The organism is Glutamicibacter sp. AOP38-B1-38 (assembly GCF_052377485.1).
Taxonomy (GTDB): Bacteria; Actinomycetota; Actinomycetes; order Actinomycetales; family Micrococcaceae; genus Glutamicibacter.
Genome location: NZ_JBQSWU010000019.1, coordinates 70,753 through 86,379 on the forward strand (window position 1 = coordinate 70,753; position 15,627 = coordinate 86,379).

13 protein-coding genes are annotated in these 15,627 nt (G+C 61.9%); 10 read left to right on the top strand and 3 right to left on the bottom strand.

Annotated elements, in window-relative coordinates; translation table 11 throughout:
* Position 1 precedes the first annotated feature (1 nt).
* On the bottom strand, positions 2-1,318 hold the full coding sequence (gene glyA, locus ACT3TP_RS12395) for a serine hydroxymethyltransferase (protein ID WP_444620697.1): 1,317 nt from the start codon (positions 1,316-1,318) through the stop codon (positions 2-4).
* A 151-nt stretch (positions 1,319-1,469) separates the two neighbouring features.
* Between glyA and ACT3TP_RS12400 the strand changes: the two genes are divergently transcribed.
* The 7 genes from ACT3TP_RS12400 (at position 1,470) to ACT3TP_RS12430 (ending at position 9,461) form a co-directional block, all read left to right on the top strand.
* Positions 1,470-2,129, top strand: a complete 660-nt coding sequence (locus ACT3TP_RS12400) for a GntR family transcriptional regulator (RefSeq protein WP_444620698.1) — start codon at positions 1,470-1,472, stop codon at positions 2,127-2,129.
* A gap of 382 nt (positions 2,130-2,511) precedes the next feature.
* Complete coding sequence (locus ACT3TP_RS12405) at positions 2,512-3,306, top strand: creatininase (protein WP_444620699.1); 795 nt, start codon at positions 2,512-2,514, stop codon at positions 3,304-3,306.
* Between the two features lie 52 nt (positions 3,307-3,358).
* The gene (locus ACT3TP_RS12410; protein ID WP_444616644.1) at positions 3,359-5,050 is read left to right on the top strand and encodes a BCCT family transporter; all 1,692 of its coding nucleotides are present in this window, start codon (positions 3,359-3,361) and stop codon (positions 5,048-5,050) included.
* A 299-nt stretch (positions 5,051-5,349) separates the two neighbouring features.
* On the top strand, positions 5,350-6,606 hold the full coding sequence (locus ACT3TP_RS12415; protein WP_444616620.1) for an aminopeptidase P family protein: 1,257 nt from the start codon (positions 5,350-5,352) through the stop codon (positions 6,604-6,606).
* Positions 6,607-6,790: 184 nt separating this feature from the next.
* A complete protein-coding gene (locus tag ACT3TP_RS12420; protein WP_096286660.1) occupies positions 6,791-8,134 on the top strand; it encodes an MFS transporter in 1,344 nt (447 codons plus the stop codon).
* A 55-nt stretch (positions 8,135-8,189) separates the two neighbouring features.
* Positions 8,190-9,011, top strand: coding sequence for an IclR family transcriptional regulator (locus tag ACT3TP_RS12425; RefSeq protein WP_096286658.1), 822 nt, complete (start codon positions 8,190-8,192; stop codon positions 9,009-9,011).
* Positions 9,012-9,032: 21 nt separating this feature from the next.
* Entirely contained in the window at positions 9,033-9,461 is a 429-nt protein-coding gene (locus ACT3TP_RS12430; protein ID WP_096286656.1) for a cupin domain-containing protein, read from the top strand.
* Here the strand turns inward: ACT3TP_RS12430 and ACT3TP_RS12435 are convergent.
* Both ACT3TP_RS12435 and ACT3TP_RS12440 read right to left on the bottom strand, forming a co-directional pair.
* Entirely contained in the window at positions 9,434-10,648 is a 1,215-nt protein-coding gene (locus ACT3TP_RS12435) for an NAD(P)/FAD-dependent oxidoreductase (protein ID WP_096286654.1), read from the bottom strand. The genes ACT3TP_RS12430 and ACT3TP_RS12435 overlap by 28 nt on opposite strands.
* A gap of 201 nt (positions 10,649-10,849) precedes the next feature.
* Positions 10,850-12,733, bottom strand: coding sequence for a BCCT family transporter (locus ACT3TP_RS12440; RefSeq protein WP_096286652.1), 1,884 nt, complete (start codon positions 12,731-12,733; stop codon positions 10,850-10,852).
* Positions 12,734-13,308: 575 nt separating this feature from the next.
* Between ACT3TP_RS12440 and ACT3TP_RS12445 the strand changes: the two genes are divergently transcribed.
* The 3 genes from ACT3TP_RS12445 to ACT3TP_RS12455 all read left to right on the top strand — a co-directional run bounded on the left by ACT3TP_RS12445 (position 13,309) and on the right by ACT3TP_RS12455 (position 15,523).
* Entirely contained in the window at positions 13,309-14,505 is a 1,197-nt protein-coding gene (locus tag ACT3TP_RS12445; RefSeq protein WP_096286650.1) for a S8 family serine peptidase, read from the top strand.
* Between the two features lie 13 nt (positions 14,506-14,518).
* Positions 14,519-14,785: a hypothetical protein gene (locus ACT3TP_RS12450; RefSeq protein WP_096286648.1), complete on the top strand. Its 267-nt coding sequence runs from the start codon at positions 14,519-14,521 to the stop codon at positions 14,783-14,785.
* 138 nt (positions 14,786-14,923) lie between these two features.
* On the top strand, positions 14,924-15,523 hold the full coding sequence (locus tag ACT3TP_RS12455; protein WP_096286646.1) for an NADPH-dependent FMN reductase: 600 nt from the start codon (positions 14,924-14,926) through the stop codon (positions 15,521-15,523).
* Positions 15,524-15,627 lie beyond the last annotated feature (104 nt).

Here is a 15,627-nt window from a genome sequence, read left to right on the forward strand (position 1 = left end):
ATTATGCTCCAATCTTCGGCAGGTTCGGGTACAGCGGGTGAGCGGCAGCTAACTTCAAAACACGTTCCTTCAACTCCGGCAATACGCCAGTATCACCATCAGCACCAGCAATCAACGCCTGCGCAATAATCTCCGCCACCTCGCCAAACGCAGCCTCCGAGAAACCACGAGTCGCCAACGCCGGAGTACCAATACGCAAACCCGAAGTCACCATCGGCGGACGCGGATCAAACGGCACCGCATTACGATTCACCGTGATCTCCACCTGCGCCAACAAATCCTCGGCCTGCTGCCCATCAAGCTCCGAATGACGCAAATCAACCAGAACCAAATGCACATCCGTACCACCGGTCAGCACGCTAATACCCTTAGCCGCCACATCCCCCTGGCCCAAACGCTCAGCCAGAATCCGCGACCCAGCCAACGTACGCGCCTGGCGCTCCTTGAACTCCGCCGACGCAGCAATCTTGAACGCCACCGCCTTGCCAGCAATCACATGCTCCAACGGACCACCCTGCTGACCAGGGAACACCGCCGAATTGATCTTCTTGGCAATATCAGCATCATTAGTCAGGATGATGCCACCACGCGGACCGGCAAGAGTCTTATGCGTCGTGGAGGTGACCACATGCGCATGAGGCACCGGCGAAGGATGCAACCCAGCAGCCACCAACCCAGCGAAGTGCGCCATATCCACGAACAAGTACGCACCGACCTTGTCAGCGATCTCACGGAAACGGGCGAAATCCAACTGACGAGGATACGCCGACCAACCAGCCACGATCATCTTCGGCTGGCTCTCCACGGCAAGACGCTCCACCTCATCCATATCCACCTCATAGGTCTGCTCATCCACACCGTAAGGAACGATGTTGAACAGACGACCGGAGAAGTTGATCTTCATCCCGTGGGTCAGATGACCGCCATGAGCCAAGTTCAGGCCCATCACGGTATCCCCCGGGCGAACCAGCGCATGGAACACCGACGCGTTAGCCTGCGCCCCCGAATGCGGCTGCACATTGGCATACTCCGCACCGAACAAAGCCTTCAGACGCTCGATCGCCAACGTCTCCACCACGTCGACCTCTTCGCAGCCACCGTAATAACGGCGGCCCGGGTAGCCCTCGGCGTACTTGTTGGTCAGCACCGAACCCTGCGCCTGCATCACGGCCTGCGCGGTATGGTTCTCCGAAGCGATCATCTCCAAGCCACGCTGCTGGCGAGCCAGCTCCGCGTCGATGCGCTGCGCGATCTCCGGGTCCAGGGTTCCGAGATCCTCGGTCAGCGAATCCGCAGCGAGGGAGGTAGTTTGAGTCATTGCCCATTCCTAAATGTATGAATTGCCGACAACTGATATATCAATCTGTAATTCACTGTATGATGGGAGTCACACCCAGTCAATGGGTTAGCTGGAATTTCTTTGACGCATAGCATTTCGGCACAATGGCGCCGGGAATTCGGAGGACACGATGACCATGACAGCTCAGCTGATTAGCGGCGGCGAGTCCATGGCCGAACGCGCTTATCTGGTACTGCGCGATCGGCTCATCATGATGGACATCGCCCCGGGCGACCCCATCAACGAAGCCCGGCTGGTCGAAGAGCTGGGCCTTGGACGCACCCCGCTGCGCGAGGCGCTCAAGCGCCTCGAAGTCGACCATCTCGTGCAGTCCTATTCGCGCCGCGGAACCTTCGCCACGCGCGTTGACATTACCGAACTGGCCGATATCACCGAAGTTCGCCAGGCCCTGGAGCCATTGGCGGCAGGAAAAGCCGCCGCCCTGCACGGCGGGATCGTCCGTGCCCGGATGGAGGACACGGTCAGGGCGGTCGGCGCACTGAACTCGACCACTGCCCGCCGCGAGCTGATGGAGAACGATCTGGAGGTCCACCGGCTGATCTATCGCGCGGCCGGCAATCACCACCTCGAAGAAACCCTCATTCGACTGGACAACCTGGCCACACGCATCTGGTGCATGACCCTTGAGCGAATGCCCACGGTTGAAGAGCACATCTCAGAACACGCAAATTTGCTCCAAGCCATTCTGGACGGCGACGTCCACGGGGCCGAAGAGCTGGCACTGGAGCATATCGTGCACTTTGAGTCGTCAGTGCGCGCGGTCCTGTAAATCCACCGATCCACCCCGGCTCGTCGCCGAAGAGCCATCCCCGCGCGCGACCGCCAGCGGAACGAATGGCTCAGCGGACTTCCCCGCCGAGCCGCACTCCGCAATGCATGACACCGATCGCCTGCACCTCCAGGAGGCCAATCGGCAACTTCCTCGCGCCCTGGCGCCTAGCGGCGCTTCTCGCCGCAATCCCTCCGGGCCGGTATCCGGCATGCCTTCAACGTGCATCCGTGCGCCAAATTATTTCACGCCAGGCCTTGACTGTGACCTGAGCCACTGAAATGATGCAGTGCAACAGTGTTGCGTTTACTGCAACCAGACTCCGAAACAGAACAAGTCCCATCCGCGGTGCTTCGGCGCCCCTTGTGGCCAGGAGATTTCCATGCACTCAGTATTCATCGAAGAGCTTGATGCCCAAACCTACGCGGAGCACTTGGCACGCACCGGATCCACCATTATCATTCCAGCCGGAGCCACCGAACAGCACGGACCCCACATGCCGCTAGGCGTCGATGCGATGCTCTCACGCACCATCGCCGGCGCCGTGGCAGAAAAAACCGGAGCACTGGTCGCTCCGGCGCTTTGCTACGGCTACAAATCACAGCCCCGTTCCGGCGGCGGCAACCACCGCGCGGGAACCGTCAGCCTCGGCGGTTGCTCGCTCAGCCAGATGGTTGAAGATGTTGTCGGTTCATTCATAGCCCAGGGGTTCGACAATGTTGTCGTGCTCAATGGGCATTTTGAGAACTACCAATTCATCTACGAGGGCCTGGACAACGCGGTAGCCAGGACCCGCAACCCCGGAGCCGCCGCCCGAGCCATGCTGCTTTCCTACTGGGACTTCGTCGACGAAGAGACCCTGTCCAAGGTCTTCCCGGACGGTTTCCTCGGCTGGGACATAGAACATGGAGGCATCCTCGAAACGTCGCTGATGCTGCTGCTGCACCCCGCACTGGTCAAGATGGATCGCGTTGTCGACCACCCACCGGCAAAGCTCACCCCCTACGACATTTTTCCCGAAGACCCCTCCCGGACGCCGGACAGCGGCTGCCTCTCTTCGGCAAAGGGGGCGACCGCCGAGCGCGGGCGGCTGCTTTTCGAAACCGTCACGAGCCAGGTGGCCGACGCCCTCAAGAACGAATTGCTGCTCGGCGGCATGCCCCTGGAGGCGAACTAGCATGTCGGTGGATCACTCAACGTCCCAGGGCCGGAAAAAATCAGGCAAGGCCATGCGCCAAGGAGACCGGGAAAGCCAACAGGTAGAGGTTCCGCGATTCATGGGCCGGCACATTCCGCCCATCGATCGATTGCTGATCCGCGTAATCCCTCCGGTGCTGATCCTTGCGGTGATCATCTGGGTGCTCGGCAACCCGGCATCCGCCTCCGCCGCAATTTCCGAAATGCGCACCTTCGTGACCGGGAAATTCACCTGGCTGTTCATCTTGTACTCCGTGTTCACCGTGGTGGTCTGCATCTGGCTGTCGATGAGCCGCGTGGGCAAGATCCGCCTTGGCGGGCCGCTGGCGAAACCGCAGCACAGCAAGTTCGCCTGGTACTCGATGCTCTTCGCCTGCGGGCAGGGCATCGGGCTGATCTTCTGGTCGGTTGCCGAACCGATCATGCTGCGCGAGGAGAATCCGGTCATCCCATCCGGCCCGAATGGCGCCCAGGAGGGGGCCATCGTCTGGACCTACTTCCACTGGGGGCTGACGGCCTGGGCCATGTACTGCGCCGTCGCGGTCTGCCTGGCCTATTCGCACCACAATCTGGGCAAGACGCTCACCTTCCGCGAGGCGACGGTTGATATCCTGCCGCGCTGGTCGCGCCGCGGGGCGGGCGTCGTCATCGAGCTGCTGGCTATTATCGCGACGGTTCTCGGCCTGGCCACCTCCTTCGGCTTTGCGGCCATGCAATTCTCCTCCGGCCTCACCTCATTCACCGGATTGAACGCCACCCCAATGATGTGGCTGATGGTCATCCTGGTCTTCGCGGGCATCACCTCGATCTCCGCCATCGTCGGAATCAACAAGGGCATGGCCCGGATCAGCGGGCTCAATTCAATTCTGAGCATCGCCTTGATCGCCGCGGTACTGGTCTTCGGCCCATCGCTGTTCATCATCTCAAATATGTCCCAGACCTTTGGCAGCTTCTTCACGAACTTCGCGACTATGAGCCTCTGGACCGATTCGGGGTTGGCTGCCACCACCTTGGAGAGCTGGAAGGACAGCTGGAACGGCTGGTGGACGGTCTTCATCTGGTGCTGGGTCATCGCATTCTCGCCATTTGTGGCCGGCTTCATCGCCAGGATCTCGCGCGGACGAACCATTCGCGAATTCGTTCTCGGCGTGACCATCATTCCATCGCTGATCGTCATGGTCTGGGTAGCCATCCTCGGTTCGGCCGCCATCTACTACGACGACCAGTCCAACCGCGGCATCAGCGACGCCGTGGCCGCCGATACCTCCTCGGGCCTGTTTGCGATGCTCGATTCGGTACCGGTCATCGGAACCGTCCTGCTGGTCGTAGCCACCGTGCTGGTTGCCACCTACTACGTCACCTCGCTGGACTCCGGGATTTATGCGCTGAGTGAGTTCGTTTCGGCTCCGCACAAGTCCGGCCCGGTGTTCCGTGTCGTCTTGGTGCTCTCCGTTGCTACGGTGACGACCGTGCTGCTGACCATGGGTGGAACCGCGGTGGTCGATACCGTGCAAACCGGAACGATCATCGGCGCCTTCCCCTTCTCCTTCGTGATCATCTTGATGATCATCAACCTGATCCGCCGGCTGCTCAAACGAGACAAGGCGATCAGGCAGCTGGAGAAGGACATCAATAATCCGGATCCAAGCCTGGTCTTCGTCCCGGATCCAGACGGGGAGGGTGCCATCCGCAAGAAGGCGCCGAAGGACGGCGAGCAGGGCTAGTTCTGCGCAAACCCGTACATCCAGGAAGGCCGTGAAGCTCGAAACAATGAGCCTCACGGCCTTCATCCATTCCGCTGAAAGCATTGATCATTCCAAGTCACACCGATTCTTTTACTTGGGCCTGCAGGGTTTCCAAAATACTTCTTGACAGTGATCCGCAGCACACATAGTCTTCTTGCAACGACGTTGCGTTCATTGCAACTCGTAAACTCTTCACCGGCGATTCCCATGAATCCTCGCAATCCATCTGATTGGGCCGGCCTACCTTGACACTTCATTTCTTACAAGGAGCCAAAACCATGACCACCGCCGCAAACACCGCCACCAACGTTTCCGAGCTGGCGCGACTGAAGACCCTGCACAACGGAGCCAAGCAGCAGCTGACCTTCTCGGATGCCGAGTTCGAACGCCGCCTGGCCGGACTGCGCCAGATCATGGCGGCCAAGTCCCTGGACGCGGTCATCCTGACCAGCTACCACGGCATCAAGTACTACTCGGACTTCCTGTACACCACCTTCGGCCGCAACTACGCGCTCGTGGTGACCGCGAAGAACTCCACCACGGTGACCGCGAACATCGATGCCGGCATGCCATGGCGCACCAGCTACGGCGAGAACATCGTGTACACCGACTGGAAGCGCGACAACTTCTTCTACGGCCTGCAGGAAGCGCTGAAGCGCGACGGTGTGAAGGCGACCCGGATCGGCGTGGAGGACGACGCCCTGCCGGGGTTGACCCGCCAGCAGATCGCCGACAGCTTCAGTGGTGCCGCGCTGGTGGATGTCTCGCAGGATGCCATGCGCCAGCGCATGATCAAGTCCGCAGAGGAAATCGAAGTCATCAAGCACGGCGCGCGCATCGGCGATCTGGGCGGCGAAGCCATCAAGGCAGCCATCCGCGAAGGAATCAGCGAATACGAAGTAGCTTTGATCGGCACCGAAGCGATGGTGCACGAGATCGCCAAGACCTTCCCGCACCGCGAGGTGCGCGATACCTGGGTCTGGTTCCAGTCCGGGATCAACACCGACGGCGCCCACAACTGGGCCACCACCCGCAAGCTTGAGCGCGGGGACATCCTCTCGCTGAACTGCTTCCCGATGACCTCCGGCTACTACACCGCGCTGGAGCGCACCCTGTTCCTCGGCGAGCCGGATGCCCGCAGCCTGGAATTGTGGAACGTCAACGTCGAGGTGCACAAGCGCGGACTGGAGCTCATCAAGCCCGGCGCGGTCTGCAAGGACATCGCCGCGGAACTGAACGAGATCTACATTTCCCACGGCCTGCTGCCCAACCGCACCTTCGGCTACGGCCACTCCTTCGGCGTGCTCTCGCACTACTACGGCCGCGAAGCCGGCCTGGAACTGCGCGAGGACATCGACACAGTGCTCGAGCCGGGCATGGTCGTCTCGATGGAACCGATGCTCACCGTCATGGACGGCGAGCCGGGCGCCGGAGGCTACCGCGAGCACGACATCCTGGTCATCGGCGAGGACGGTGGCGTCGAGAACATCACCAAGTTCGGCTTCGGTCCGGAGAACAACATCATCGATGCCTAAGGGCAAGCGATAACCGCGGGGCGGGGCCCGAACCCCGCCCCGCGGCTGCTTTAACCATCTGATGCGCAGCATGCACGGGCGCTGCGCCAAGTATCGGGCTCCGAACGGCGTTCCGACACCACCTGATATCCCCGCGGCATCGCGGCCAAGCGGCCGGCGCCGCCCCCATGCAGAGGCATCTCCCATGATCCAGAGCAACAACAACCCACCGGGCGCAGCAGCCGCACTCTCGGCCGATAACGGCCCGGCATCGGCTTCCGTCGACCCGCAGACCCGCCGCAAGGTGGTCGCCGCCAGCTTCATCGGAAATTTCGTGGAGTGGTTCGACTACGCGGCCTACGGATATCTCGCCGTGACCATTGCCGCGGTATTCTTCCCCGAATCGGCTCCCCAAACGGCATTGCTGCTGACCTTCGGGCTGTTCGCGATCTCATTTTTGGTCCGCCCGCTGGGCGGCTTCGTCTGGGGCCACATCGGTGACCGCGTGGGGCGCCGCGAGGCACTGAGCTGGTCGATCCTGCTGATGTCCGGAGCGACCTTCGCCATCGCGCTGCTGCCGGGCTACGCCAGCATCGGCATCGGCGCACCTTTGCTGCTGCTCGCTCTTCGCCTGGTGCAAGGCTTCTCCGCCTCCGGGGAGTACGCCGGGGCCTCGGCGTTCCTGGTCGAATACGCGCCAGCCAATCGCCGCGGCCTGTATGCCGCGGTGGTGCCGGCAAGCACCGCGGCGGGCCTGCTGCTCGGCTCGCTGATGGCGGCCCTGCTCACCGGGCTTCTGGACCCGGCGCAGATGCAGAGCTGGGGCTGGCGCATCCCGTTCCTGCTCGCCGCGCCGATGGGCCTCATCGGTCGCTACATCCGCACCAAGCTCGAGGACTCCCCCGTCTTCCGGGAACTTTCCAAGGAGGAGAATACCTCCAAGACTCCGGTGTCATCGCTCTTCCGGAACCATTGGCGCCAGCTTCTCCAGGCCTCCGGAGCGGTGTTGCTCAACGCCGTGGGCTTCTACGTGATCCTCAGCTACATGCCCACCTACCTGTCCGAAGAGCTGGGCTTGGATCGCACCTCGGCCTATATCGCGACGACGGTGGCCCTGACCACGTACATCGGATTCATCTTCCTCACCGGCTTGCTCTCGGACCGCTTCGGCAGACGCCGGGTGCTGATCACCGCATCGGTGCTGTTCGTGCTGTTCACCGTTCCCGCCTTCATGATGCTGGAGTCCGGCAACTTCGCCATGATCCTGCTGGTCCAGGTCCTGCTCGGCGCCATGCTGACGCTGAACGATGGAACCCTGCCCAGCTTCCTGGCCGAGATGTTCCCGACCCGCGTGCGCTACTCGGGATTCGCCGTCTCCTTCAACCTCTCCAATGCCCTCTTCGGCGGCACCGCGCCCTTCGTCGCAACTCTGCTCATCGCCTCCTCGGGCAGCGTCCTTGCCCCGGGCTGGTATCTGATGGGCGCTGCGGTGGTCTCGCTGATTGCCGTGGCGCTCTCCGTCGAAACGAGCAAGAAGCCGCTAGCTTAGCTCTTTGGCCAGCTAGGATTAGCTGAATTACCCGCACGTACAGGTTGAGGAAATCATGACTGCATTCGAGAACGAAGGATCGGGCGCACCACACGTCGACGACGAGCGGACTCCCGAAGTCCGCGGCGCATCGGTGATCGTCAACGTGATTGATGTTTTGCGTTGCTTCACCGTCGAGCGGCAGCTGGTTGGCGTGACGGAGATTGCGGCGGAAGTGGGTCTGCATAAATCCAGCGTGTCCCGGATTCTTGCCGCACTGGTTCAGGAACGCATCGTGGAACGCGACGAGCCCACCCGGAAATTCCGCCTGGGATTGGGATTGATCGCCATAGCCGGCCCGCTGCTGGCGAATCTCGACGTGCGCCAGACGGCATATCTGCCCTTGAAGGAACTCGCTGAGAGCGTCCGGGAAACCGCGGTGCTCAACATCTGGGATGGCCACGAATCGGTGTCGGTGGAGCAGATCCCCTCCTCGCGGCCGGTCAAGCACACTTCCGCGATGGGCAGCCGCTACAACACCGCCTTGAGCGCAACGGTTCAGCTGTTTCTAGCCTATGAGACTCCGGATAGCACCCGGGAGCTCTTGGAGAACGGCAGCATCCTCCTGCAAGGCGATCTTTCGGCGGAGCAATTCCTTGATCGGATCAGCGTCGCACGAAACCGGGGCTACGCGGTGAACTACGGCGAAACTTCACCAGAGGAAGTCGGTGTGGCGGCCCCGATATTCAATCATCGCGGCGAGGTAGTCGCCAGCGTCTTGATCGCGGCACCGTTCTTCCGGATCACGCCCGAAATCCTGGACGAACTGATCACCGCGTGCGTAGGCACGGCACGCCAAATCAGCCAGCGCATGGGATATACCCGCCAGCTGGCCTAGCGCTACCGTCACGGAGGAAAGATGCTGGAAAAACGCGACTCCGATGGCTTCGGCTACCGGCTTCACGAGGGCAGCGAAATGCTGCTGCACCACCATTTCGGCGGGCACACCGGGTTGCCGGTGGCCATTCAAACCTGGGTGATCCCGCCCGGCGGCTTCGAGGGACTCCACCGGCACGACCAGGGCGAGCAGCTGGTCGAGTTCTACCAGGTGCTGGAAGGGACCGGCCGCATGCGCGTGGGCACAAAAACCTATGAGCTGGCTTCCGGGGACTCGGTGCTCGCCGGGCCCGCCGAGCTGCATGGCCTGACGAACACCGGGCCCGCGGAGCTGCGGGTGCTGGTGGTGTGGGGCCCGCCGGGCAGCGTCGACCTCACGCCCTACGGGTCGCACCGCCGCGCGGAGCAGCTACGCGGCGCGGCTCAGAGCTCACCCAGCTCCACCGACTGATCGGTGAGCCGCTCCGGGGCGATGCTCCGTCCCAGCAATCCGCGCAAGGTCTCGTTCACATCCCAGATGTTCACATTCATCGCCGCGGTGAGCTTTCCGCCATCGAGCCAGAAGACGATGAACTCCCCCGATTCGGTGTCCCCGCGCACCACCGTGGTGTCCTCCGGCGCCGCATAGCCGACATACTCCATGCCCAGATCGAACTGGTCGGTGAAGAAGTACGGGGCCCAATCGTAGTTTGCGTCCTTCCCGGCCAGGGTCGCGGCGGCGAGCTTGCCCTGGCGGATGGCGTTATCCCAGTGCTCCACGCGCAGCTGCCGGCGCAGTGCGCTGTTGAAGGCCTGCGCGATGTCTCCGATTGCGAGGATTTTTGGATCCGAGCTGCGCAGCGCGGCATCGACGATCACCCCGCGATCGGTCTCCAACCCCGCCTGCTGCGCCAATTCGATATTCGGCACCGCGCCGATGGCCAGGAGCACCACGTCGGCGCGGCTGGTTCCCGCGCTGCTGACCACCTCGAGGTGTCCGCCGGTTTCCTTTATCGCTTCCACCTGGGTGCTTGTGCGCACGTCTACCCCGTTGCGCTGATGCAGCTCCAGCAGGTGATGTCCGAAGCGGTCGCCGAAGACCTTGCCCAGCGGAACCTCGTCCGGGGAGTACACGGTGACCCGCGCCCCGCGGTGCCGGGCGCTCGCGGCGGCCTCCATGCCGATCCAGCCCGAACCGATCACCGCCAGCTGGGTGTCTTCGTCCAGCGATTCGCGCAGTGCATGCGCCTGCTGTACGGTGCGCAGCACGTGCACGCCGGGCAGGTCATGGCCGGCGAAGGGATGGGCGCCGCCGAGGTTCGGGCGGGCGCCGGTGGCCAAGACCAATTGGCCGTACGGGACGCTGCTGCCATCGGCGAGGGCCAGCGTCTGTGCTTTCCGGTCAATTTCCTCGACCCGCACCCCGAGCCGCAGTTCCACCTCATTGTCCGCATACCACTGCGCGGTATTAACCGTGAAGTCCTCGAGCTTCTCCTGGCCCTGGAGGTAGCCCTTGGACAGGGGCGGCCGCTCATAGGGCAGTTCCTGCTCCTCGCCGATCAGGGTGATCGCCCCGGTGTGCCCCAAGCTGCGCAGTTCCTTCACGGCGCTGGCCGCGGCAAGACCCGCACCAACGATGACGATTGATTCCTGGCTCATCGAACACCCCTTAACTTCTGCCGGCGGCAAGCATGTTGCCGCCGGCAGTTGATTAGTGCTTGTCTCTTCGATCCTCACACTTCCATGACCCGCTTGGCAAGGTTTGCGCCGTTCAGCTACCGGTAACGAAAAAGCTGGCGAACCGACCGCAAGATGCGGTCGGCTCGCCAGCCGACGTTCAAAGCCTACCGAAAGGCGTTGCTACTGCTCGGTTCCCCTTTTATGCTGGGCCTTTCCGCTACCTTCATCGCGTCGGCCGAAAACGCCGCGCGAGCGCGTCACCCGATAGTCGATGCGGTCATCGACGTAACGGCGCAGTTCCGGCTGGTCATCCAGGGCGCCCCACAGCTCGTCGGAGACATGTTCGGTGACCTTTTCGAGCCGAAGCTTCGCCTCGATGACTTCCAGGGCCTTGCTCTCGTGGCGCAGGCCCTTGAGCGTGGCCACCGCCATCAGGATCAGGATAACGCTGAACGGCAGCGCCGTGGCCAGCGAGCCCGCCTGGAGCGTTTGAAGTCCGCCGGCCATCAGCAGTGCAGCGGCCAGCACGCCTTCGAGCACGGCCCAGAGAACTCTGGACCAGGTCGGTGGATTCGGGTGTCCGCCGGAGGCGAGCATATCCACGACGAGCGAGCCGGAGTCCGAGGAGGTAATGAAGAAGATCGCGACCAGGATGATCGCCACTACCGAGAGGATCGATCCCAGCGGCAGGTCCCCGAGGATCTGGAACAGTGACCCCTCGGCGGAAACCGCACCGTCCTGGACCATATCCCCGGCGCCGAAGAACTGGCGGAATATTCCCGAGCCGCCCATCACCGAGAACCAGAGGAACCCGACGATGGTCGGTACCAGCAGCACGCCGGTGATGAACTGGCGCACGGTGCGCCCGCGCGAGATGCGGGCGATGAAGATGCCGACGAACGGCGCCCAAGCGATCCACCAGCCCCAGTAGAAGACAGTCCAGCTGGAGAACCAGGTTTGCGCTGCTTCGCCCTGCTGGAATGCTCCTACGTCGAAGGTCATGTTCATCAAGTTGGCCAGATACACGCCGATGGACTGCACGAAGTTCTGGAACAGGAACAAGGTTGGTCCCAGCAGCAGCACGCTGATCATCAGCAGGCCCGCCATGGACAGGTTGATATTCGAGAGCCACTTAATGCCGGCGCCCAGGCCACTGACCACGCTCATGGTGGCCAGGAAGGTGATGATGACGATGAGGATGACCAGCAGCGTGTTGTCCACCGAGTCGACCAGGCCGATGGCCTCCATGCCCGAGCTGATCTGCTGCACGCCAAGGCCCAGCGAGGTAGCCACGCCGAAGACCGTGCCGAAGATGGCCAGCACGTCGATCACGTCGCCCAACCAGCCCTTGACGCGATCGCCAAGGATCGGCTCCAGCGCCCAGCGAATGGAGACCGGACGGCCGCGGCGGTGGATTGCGTAGGCCAGGGCCAGGCCGATCACGGCGTAGATGGCCCACGGGTGCAGGCCCCAGTGGATGAAGGTCTGCGCCATGGCAAGGCCTGCCAGCTCCGCTTCGGTGCCTTCCCATCCGGGCTTCGGGTCAACCGTGGCATAGATCAGCGGTTCACCGACGCCGTAGAACACCAGGCCGATGCCCATGCCGGCGGCGAAGAGCATCGCGAACCAGCTGAACAAGCCGAATTCCGGTTTCTCCCCGTCATTGCCCAGCGTGATCCGCCCGAGCTTGGAGAAGCCGATCACGATCACCAGGGCCACGAAGCCGCCGACGATCAGCATGTAGTACCAACCCAGGTTCGTCACGATCCAGTTCTGGACCCCTTTGAACACCGTATCCGCCGCGTTGGGCAGGAAAATGGCGAAAAGCGCCACGGCCACGATCACGATCAATGACGGCCAGAAGACCGCTGGCGCGATTCCGCCCTTGCCCAAACGCACGCCTTGGCGGCGGAGCTTAGCGGTGATCTGTTCGTCGGTGTCGTTTTCGGCAATGTGCATATGCACCGGAATCGGCGCGGTATGCGGTGAGTCCGAAACAGTCTCGTCCACCCCGAGTCCATCCGGATTCTCGGGAGGTTCGACCTCGTCTATATTTCGCGTCATCGTAAGTTGTCCTTTGCTGCGAGTATTGCCCTATGGTTTAACACCCTTATGCGTCGCGGACTAAGATACAAGTGGAACCGGGAAAATTAGTCCCATTATCCCTGTGGGTTCGGCGCCTTGTGCATCAGCTTTGCTCTGCGTGACACGCACAGGCGAAAAATATTCGAAATCTCGTTCGGTTGACCATTGATTCGACCTTGACTAGTGCGTTTGTCGAGACTAAAAACAAATTTAGCGAAGAACCCGCGCTGCCGTAGCCGCAGATTTCCACGGATTCCCGGCGCTTGATCCGCAAATCCAGACGTCAAGTAATTGAGAGAAAATTCATCTCTTCTGTGCGGCACGATTCTGGGCGAAATATTCATTCATCTCCGACTCGACCGATATCAGAGCGCAATCCACTGGATCTTCTGGCAGTTTTAACCCCGCAGTGCGCAGGCCGAAAAGTTTCATGCCAAATCGTGGTGACGCGCACACCAAGAGCTGTACAGTGCTAAGTACCCACAGCTTCGGCAGCGGATGAATTCACCTAGCGGCGCGGAGCTGGAAGCTGACTTGTTCTGAAGGAGTCGACCATGTTCACCCCAGAGGTTCCCTTTCTCCGTTCCAGCGCTACCCCTATTCCTGGTCGCTACGTGCTGGTCTTCGATTCGGCCGAACAAACCGAGAGCGCAAGCGTTGGACTCCGCGCGCTTTCCGAGGATGTCCCGCAGATTCTCGAGTCCGAAGGCTACGGCTTGACCGAATACTTCCCGCGGCTGGGCATTGCCGTGGTCAGCAGCGCCGCCGAGCATCTCGACGAGTTCCAGGCACGTTGCGCCAGCCGGCGGATGCCAACCCGCGTGGTCCCCGAGATGGTCTATTACGCCTTGTCGGCAGAGCCCGCCGCGCAGCCCTCCGATTCTTTCAACGACACCGACCAAGCGACCTGGGGCCTGCAGGCGGTAGCCGCGGTCGACTCCAAATTCACCGGCGCCGGCGTCAAGGTGGCGGTGCTGGACACCGGCTTTGATTTGGCCCACCCCGACTTTGCCGGACGCACGGTGGTGTCCAAGTCCTTCGTCGAGGGTGAGGACGCCCAAGATGGCCACGGACATGGCACCCATTGCATCGGTTCCTCCTGCGGGCCGCGCACCCTGGCTGACGGACGCGGCTACGGCGTGGCCTCCGGGGCGGATATCTACGCGGGCAAGGTGCTTGGCGCCGACGGCTCCGGGTCTGACGCAACCATCCTGGCCGGTATCGACTGGGCCTTGGAAAATGAATGCCAGGTGATCTCCATGTCGTTGGGGGCCGATGTGCCGCAGGTGCACCCGCCCTATGTGACCGCCGGACGCCGGGCGCTGGAACTCGGTTCGCTGATCATCGCCGCGGCGGGCAATAACGCCCAACGCTCGCAGGGGAACGCAGGGTTCGTCGGCGCACCGGCCAACAGCCCCTACGTAATGGCGGTCGGCGCGCTGGATAACACGCTGGACATAGCCGACTTCTCCGCTCGCACGCTGCCGGGCCGTGGCGGCCAGGTGGATATTTGCGGTCCGGGGGTAGCGGTCTATTCCTCGTGGCCGGGGGCCGAACGGTACAACACCATCAGCGGCACCTCCATGGCTACCCCGCATGTGGCCGGCATCGCGGCGTTGCTTGCCGAGGCCACCGGCTTCCGGGCGCGGGAGTTGTGGGCGGAGCTCGTGCAGGAAGCCCAGCGGTTGGAGCTGTTCTCCGTGGATGTTGGATCAGGCCTCACCCAAGCTCCGCCACCGGCCGAAGCTTAGGGGCGCGGAGATCATGAGCGAATCATCCGATGATCGGGTAGCCTCCTCGCACACCTATGTCGTGACCGTGACGGCGACCTATACCGCTCGGATCGATCAGGTGGTCAGTTCGCTGGAAGCCTCCGGGCTGCGGATCAACAAGGTACTTGGCACACTGGGCCAGGTGATCGGTCACGGCAACGAGGAACTGCGTGCCCAGCTGCAGCAAGTCGAAGGCGTGCAGTCGGTGGATGATGAAAAAGTTTATCGGCTGCCCAATCCGAAAGATCCCCTGCAGTAGTCGCTGACCTGAGGCGCAATAGAATGACGCAGGCTCTCGGCGTGCGTCATTCTATTGCGCCGCAAGGAAATGATGCCCGGCGAATTTCTTCTTCGAAAATCTCTAGACGGATGCCGGCGACGGTGGTGAACTGGGGACATGAGACAGTACAGCATCGGCTATTTTGTCGGTTCGCTAGCCACGAATTCCATCAACCGCACGTTGTCCAAGGCCCTGATCAAACTGGCCCCGGAAAATCTGAAATTCACCGAAATCCCGATCAAGGATCTGCCGCTCTACAGCTACGATTACGACGAGGATTACCCTTCCGTCGGTACCGAACTCAAACGGGCCATCGAAGCTTCGGACGGGTTGTTGTTCATCTCCCCCGAATACAATCGCTCGATTCCCGGTGCGCTGAAAAATGCGATCGATTGGGGTTCACGGCCATGGGGCACCAACTCGTTCGCCCGCAAGCCCAGCGGACTTGTCGGAGCCTCAATGGGTGCCATCGGCACCGCGGTGATGCAGTCCTCGATGCGCGGCGTGCTCAGCTTCCTCGACTCCCCGCAGCTGAACTCCCCCGAGGTCTATCTGGCGTTCAATCAGGAAGACTTCGACGCCGAGGGCAATGTGCTCAATCATTCGACGGCCGACTTCCTGAAGCACTACATGGGTGAGTATGCAGCTTTTGTCGCCCGCGTGCTGGATGCCAGCGCCGAGGGCCATATCGGCGACCCGAGCCCGCAGCACGGCTAGACGCCCGGCGCGTCCCGGAATTCGGCAAAGGGCCGCAGAAGCTTAAGCGAAAAAATCCCGGTATCACTTTTTGCAAGTGATACCGGGATTTTAATCTGTGGAGG

Bases quoted from the DNA above. Each gene is read 5' to 3' on its own strand.
- ACT3TP_RS12430 (WP_096286656.1), top strand. From the start codon at position 9,033: ATGCTGGAAAAACGCGACTCCGATGGCTTCGGCTACCGGCTTCACGAG.
- ACT3TP_RS12410 (WP_444616644.1), top strand. From the start codon at position 3,359: ATGCGCCAAGGAGACCGGGAAAGCCAACAGGTAGAGGTTCCGCGATTC.
- ACT3TP_RS12420 (WP_096286660.1), top strand. From the start codon at position 6,791: ATGATCCAGAGCAACAACAACCCACCGGGCGCAGCAGCCGCACTCTCG.
- glyA (WP_444620697.1), bottom strand. From the start codon at position 1,318: ATGACTCAAACTACCTCCCTCGCTGCGGATTCGCTGACCGAGGATCTC.
- ACT3TP_RS12425 (WP_096286658.1), top strand. From the start codon at position 8,190: ATGACTGCATTCGAGAACGAAGGATCGGGCGCACCACACGTCGACGAC.
- ACT3TP_RS12435 (WP_096286654.1), bottom strand. From the start codon at position 10,648: ATGAGCCAGGAATCAATCGTCATCGTTGGTGCGGGTCTTGCCGCGGCC.
- ACT3TP_RS12455 (WP_096286646.1), top strand. From the start codon at position 14,924: ATGAGACAGTACAGCATCGGCTATTTTGTCGGTTCGCTAGCCACGAAT.
- ACT3TP_RS12440 (WP_096286652.1), bottom strand. From the start codon at position 12,733: ATGACGCGAAATATAGACGAGGTCGAACCTCCCGAGAATCCGGATGGA.
- ACT3TP_RS12400 (WP_444620698.1), top strand. From the start codon at position 1,470: ATGACCATGACAGCTCAGCTGATTAGCGGCGGCGAGTCCATGGCCGAA.
- ACT3TP_RS12450 (WP_096286648.1), top strand. From the start codon at position 14,519: ATGAGCGAATCATCCGATGATCGGGTAGCCTCCTCGCACACCTATGTC.
- ACT3TP_RS12405 (WP_444620699.1), top strand. From the start codon at position 2,512: ATGCACTCAGTATTCATCGAAGAGCTTGATGCCCAAACCTACGCGGAG.
- ACT3TP_RS12415 (WP_444616620.1), top strand. From the start codon at position 5,350: ATGACCACCGCCGCAAACACCGCCACCAACGTTTCCGAGCTGGCGCGA.
- ACT3TP_RS12445 (WP_096286650.1), top strand. From the start codon at position 13,309: ATGTTCACCCCAGAGGTTCCCTTTCTCCGTTCCAGCGCTACCCCTATT.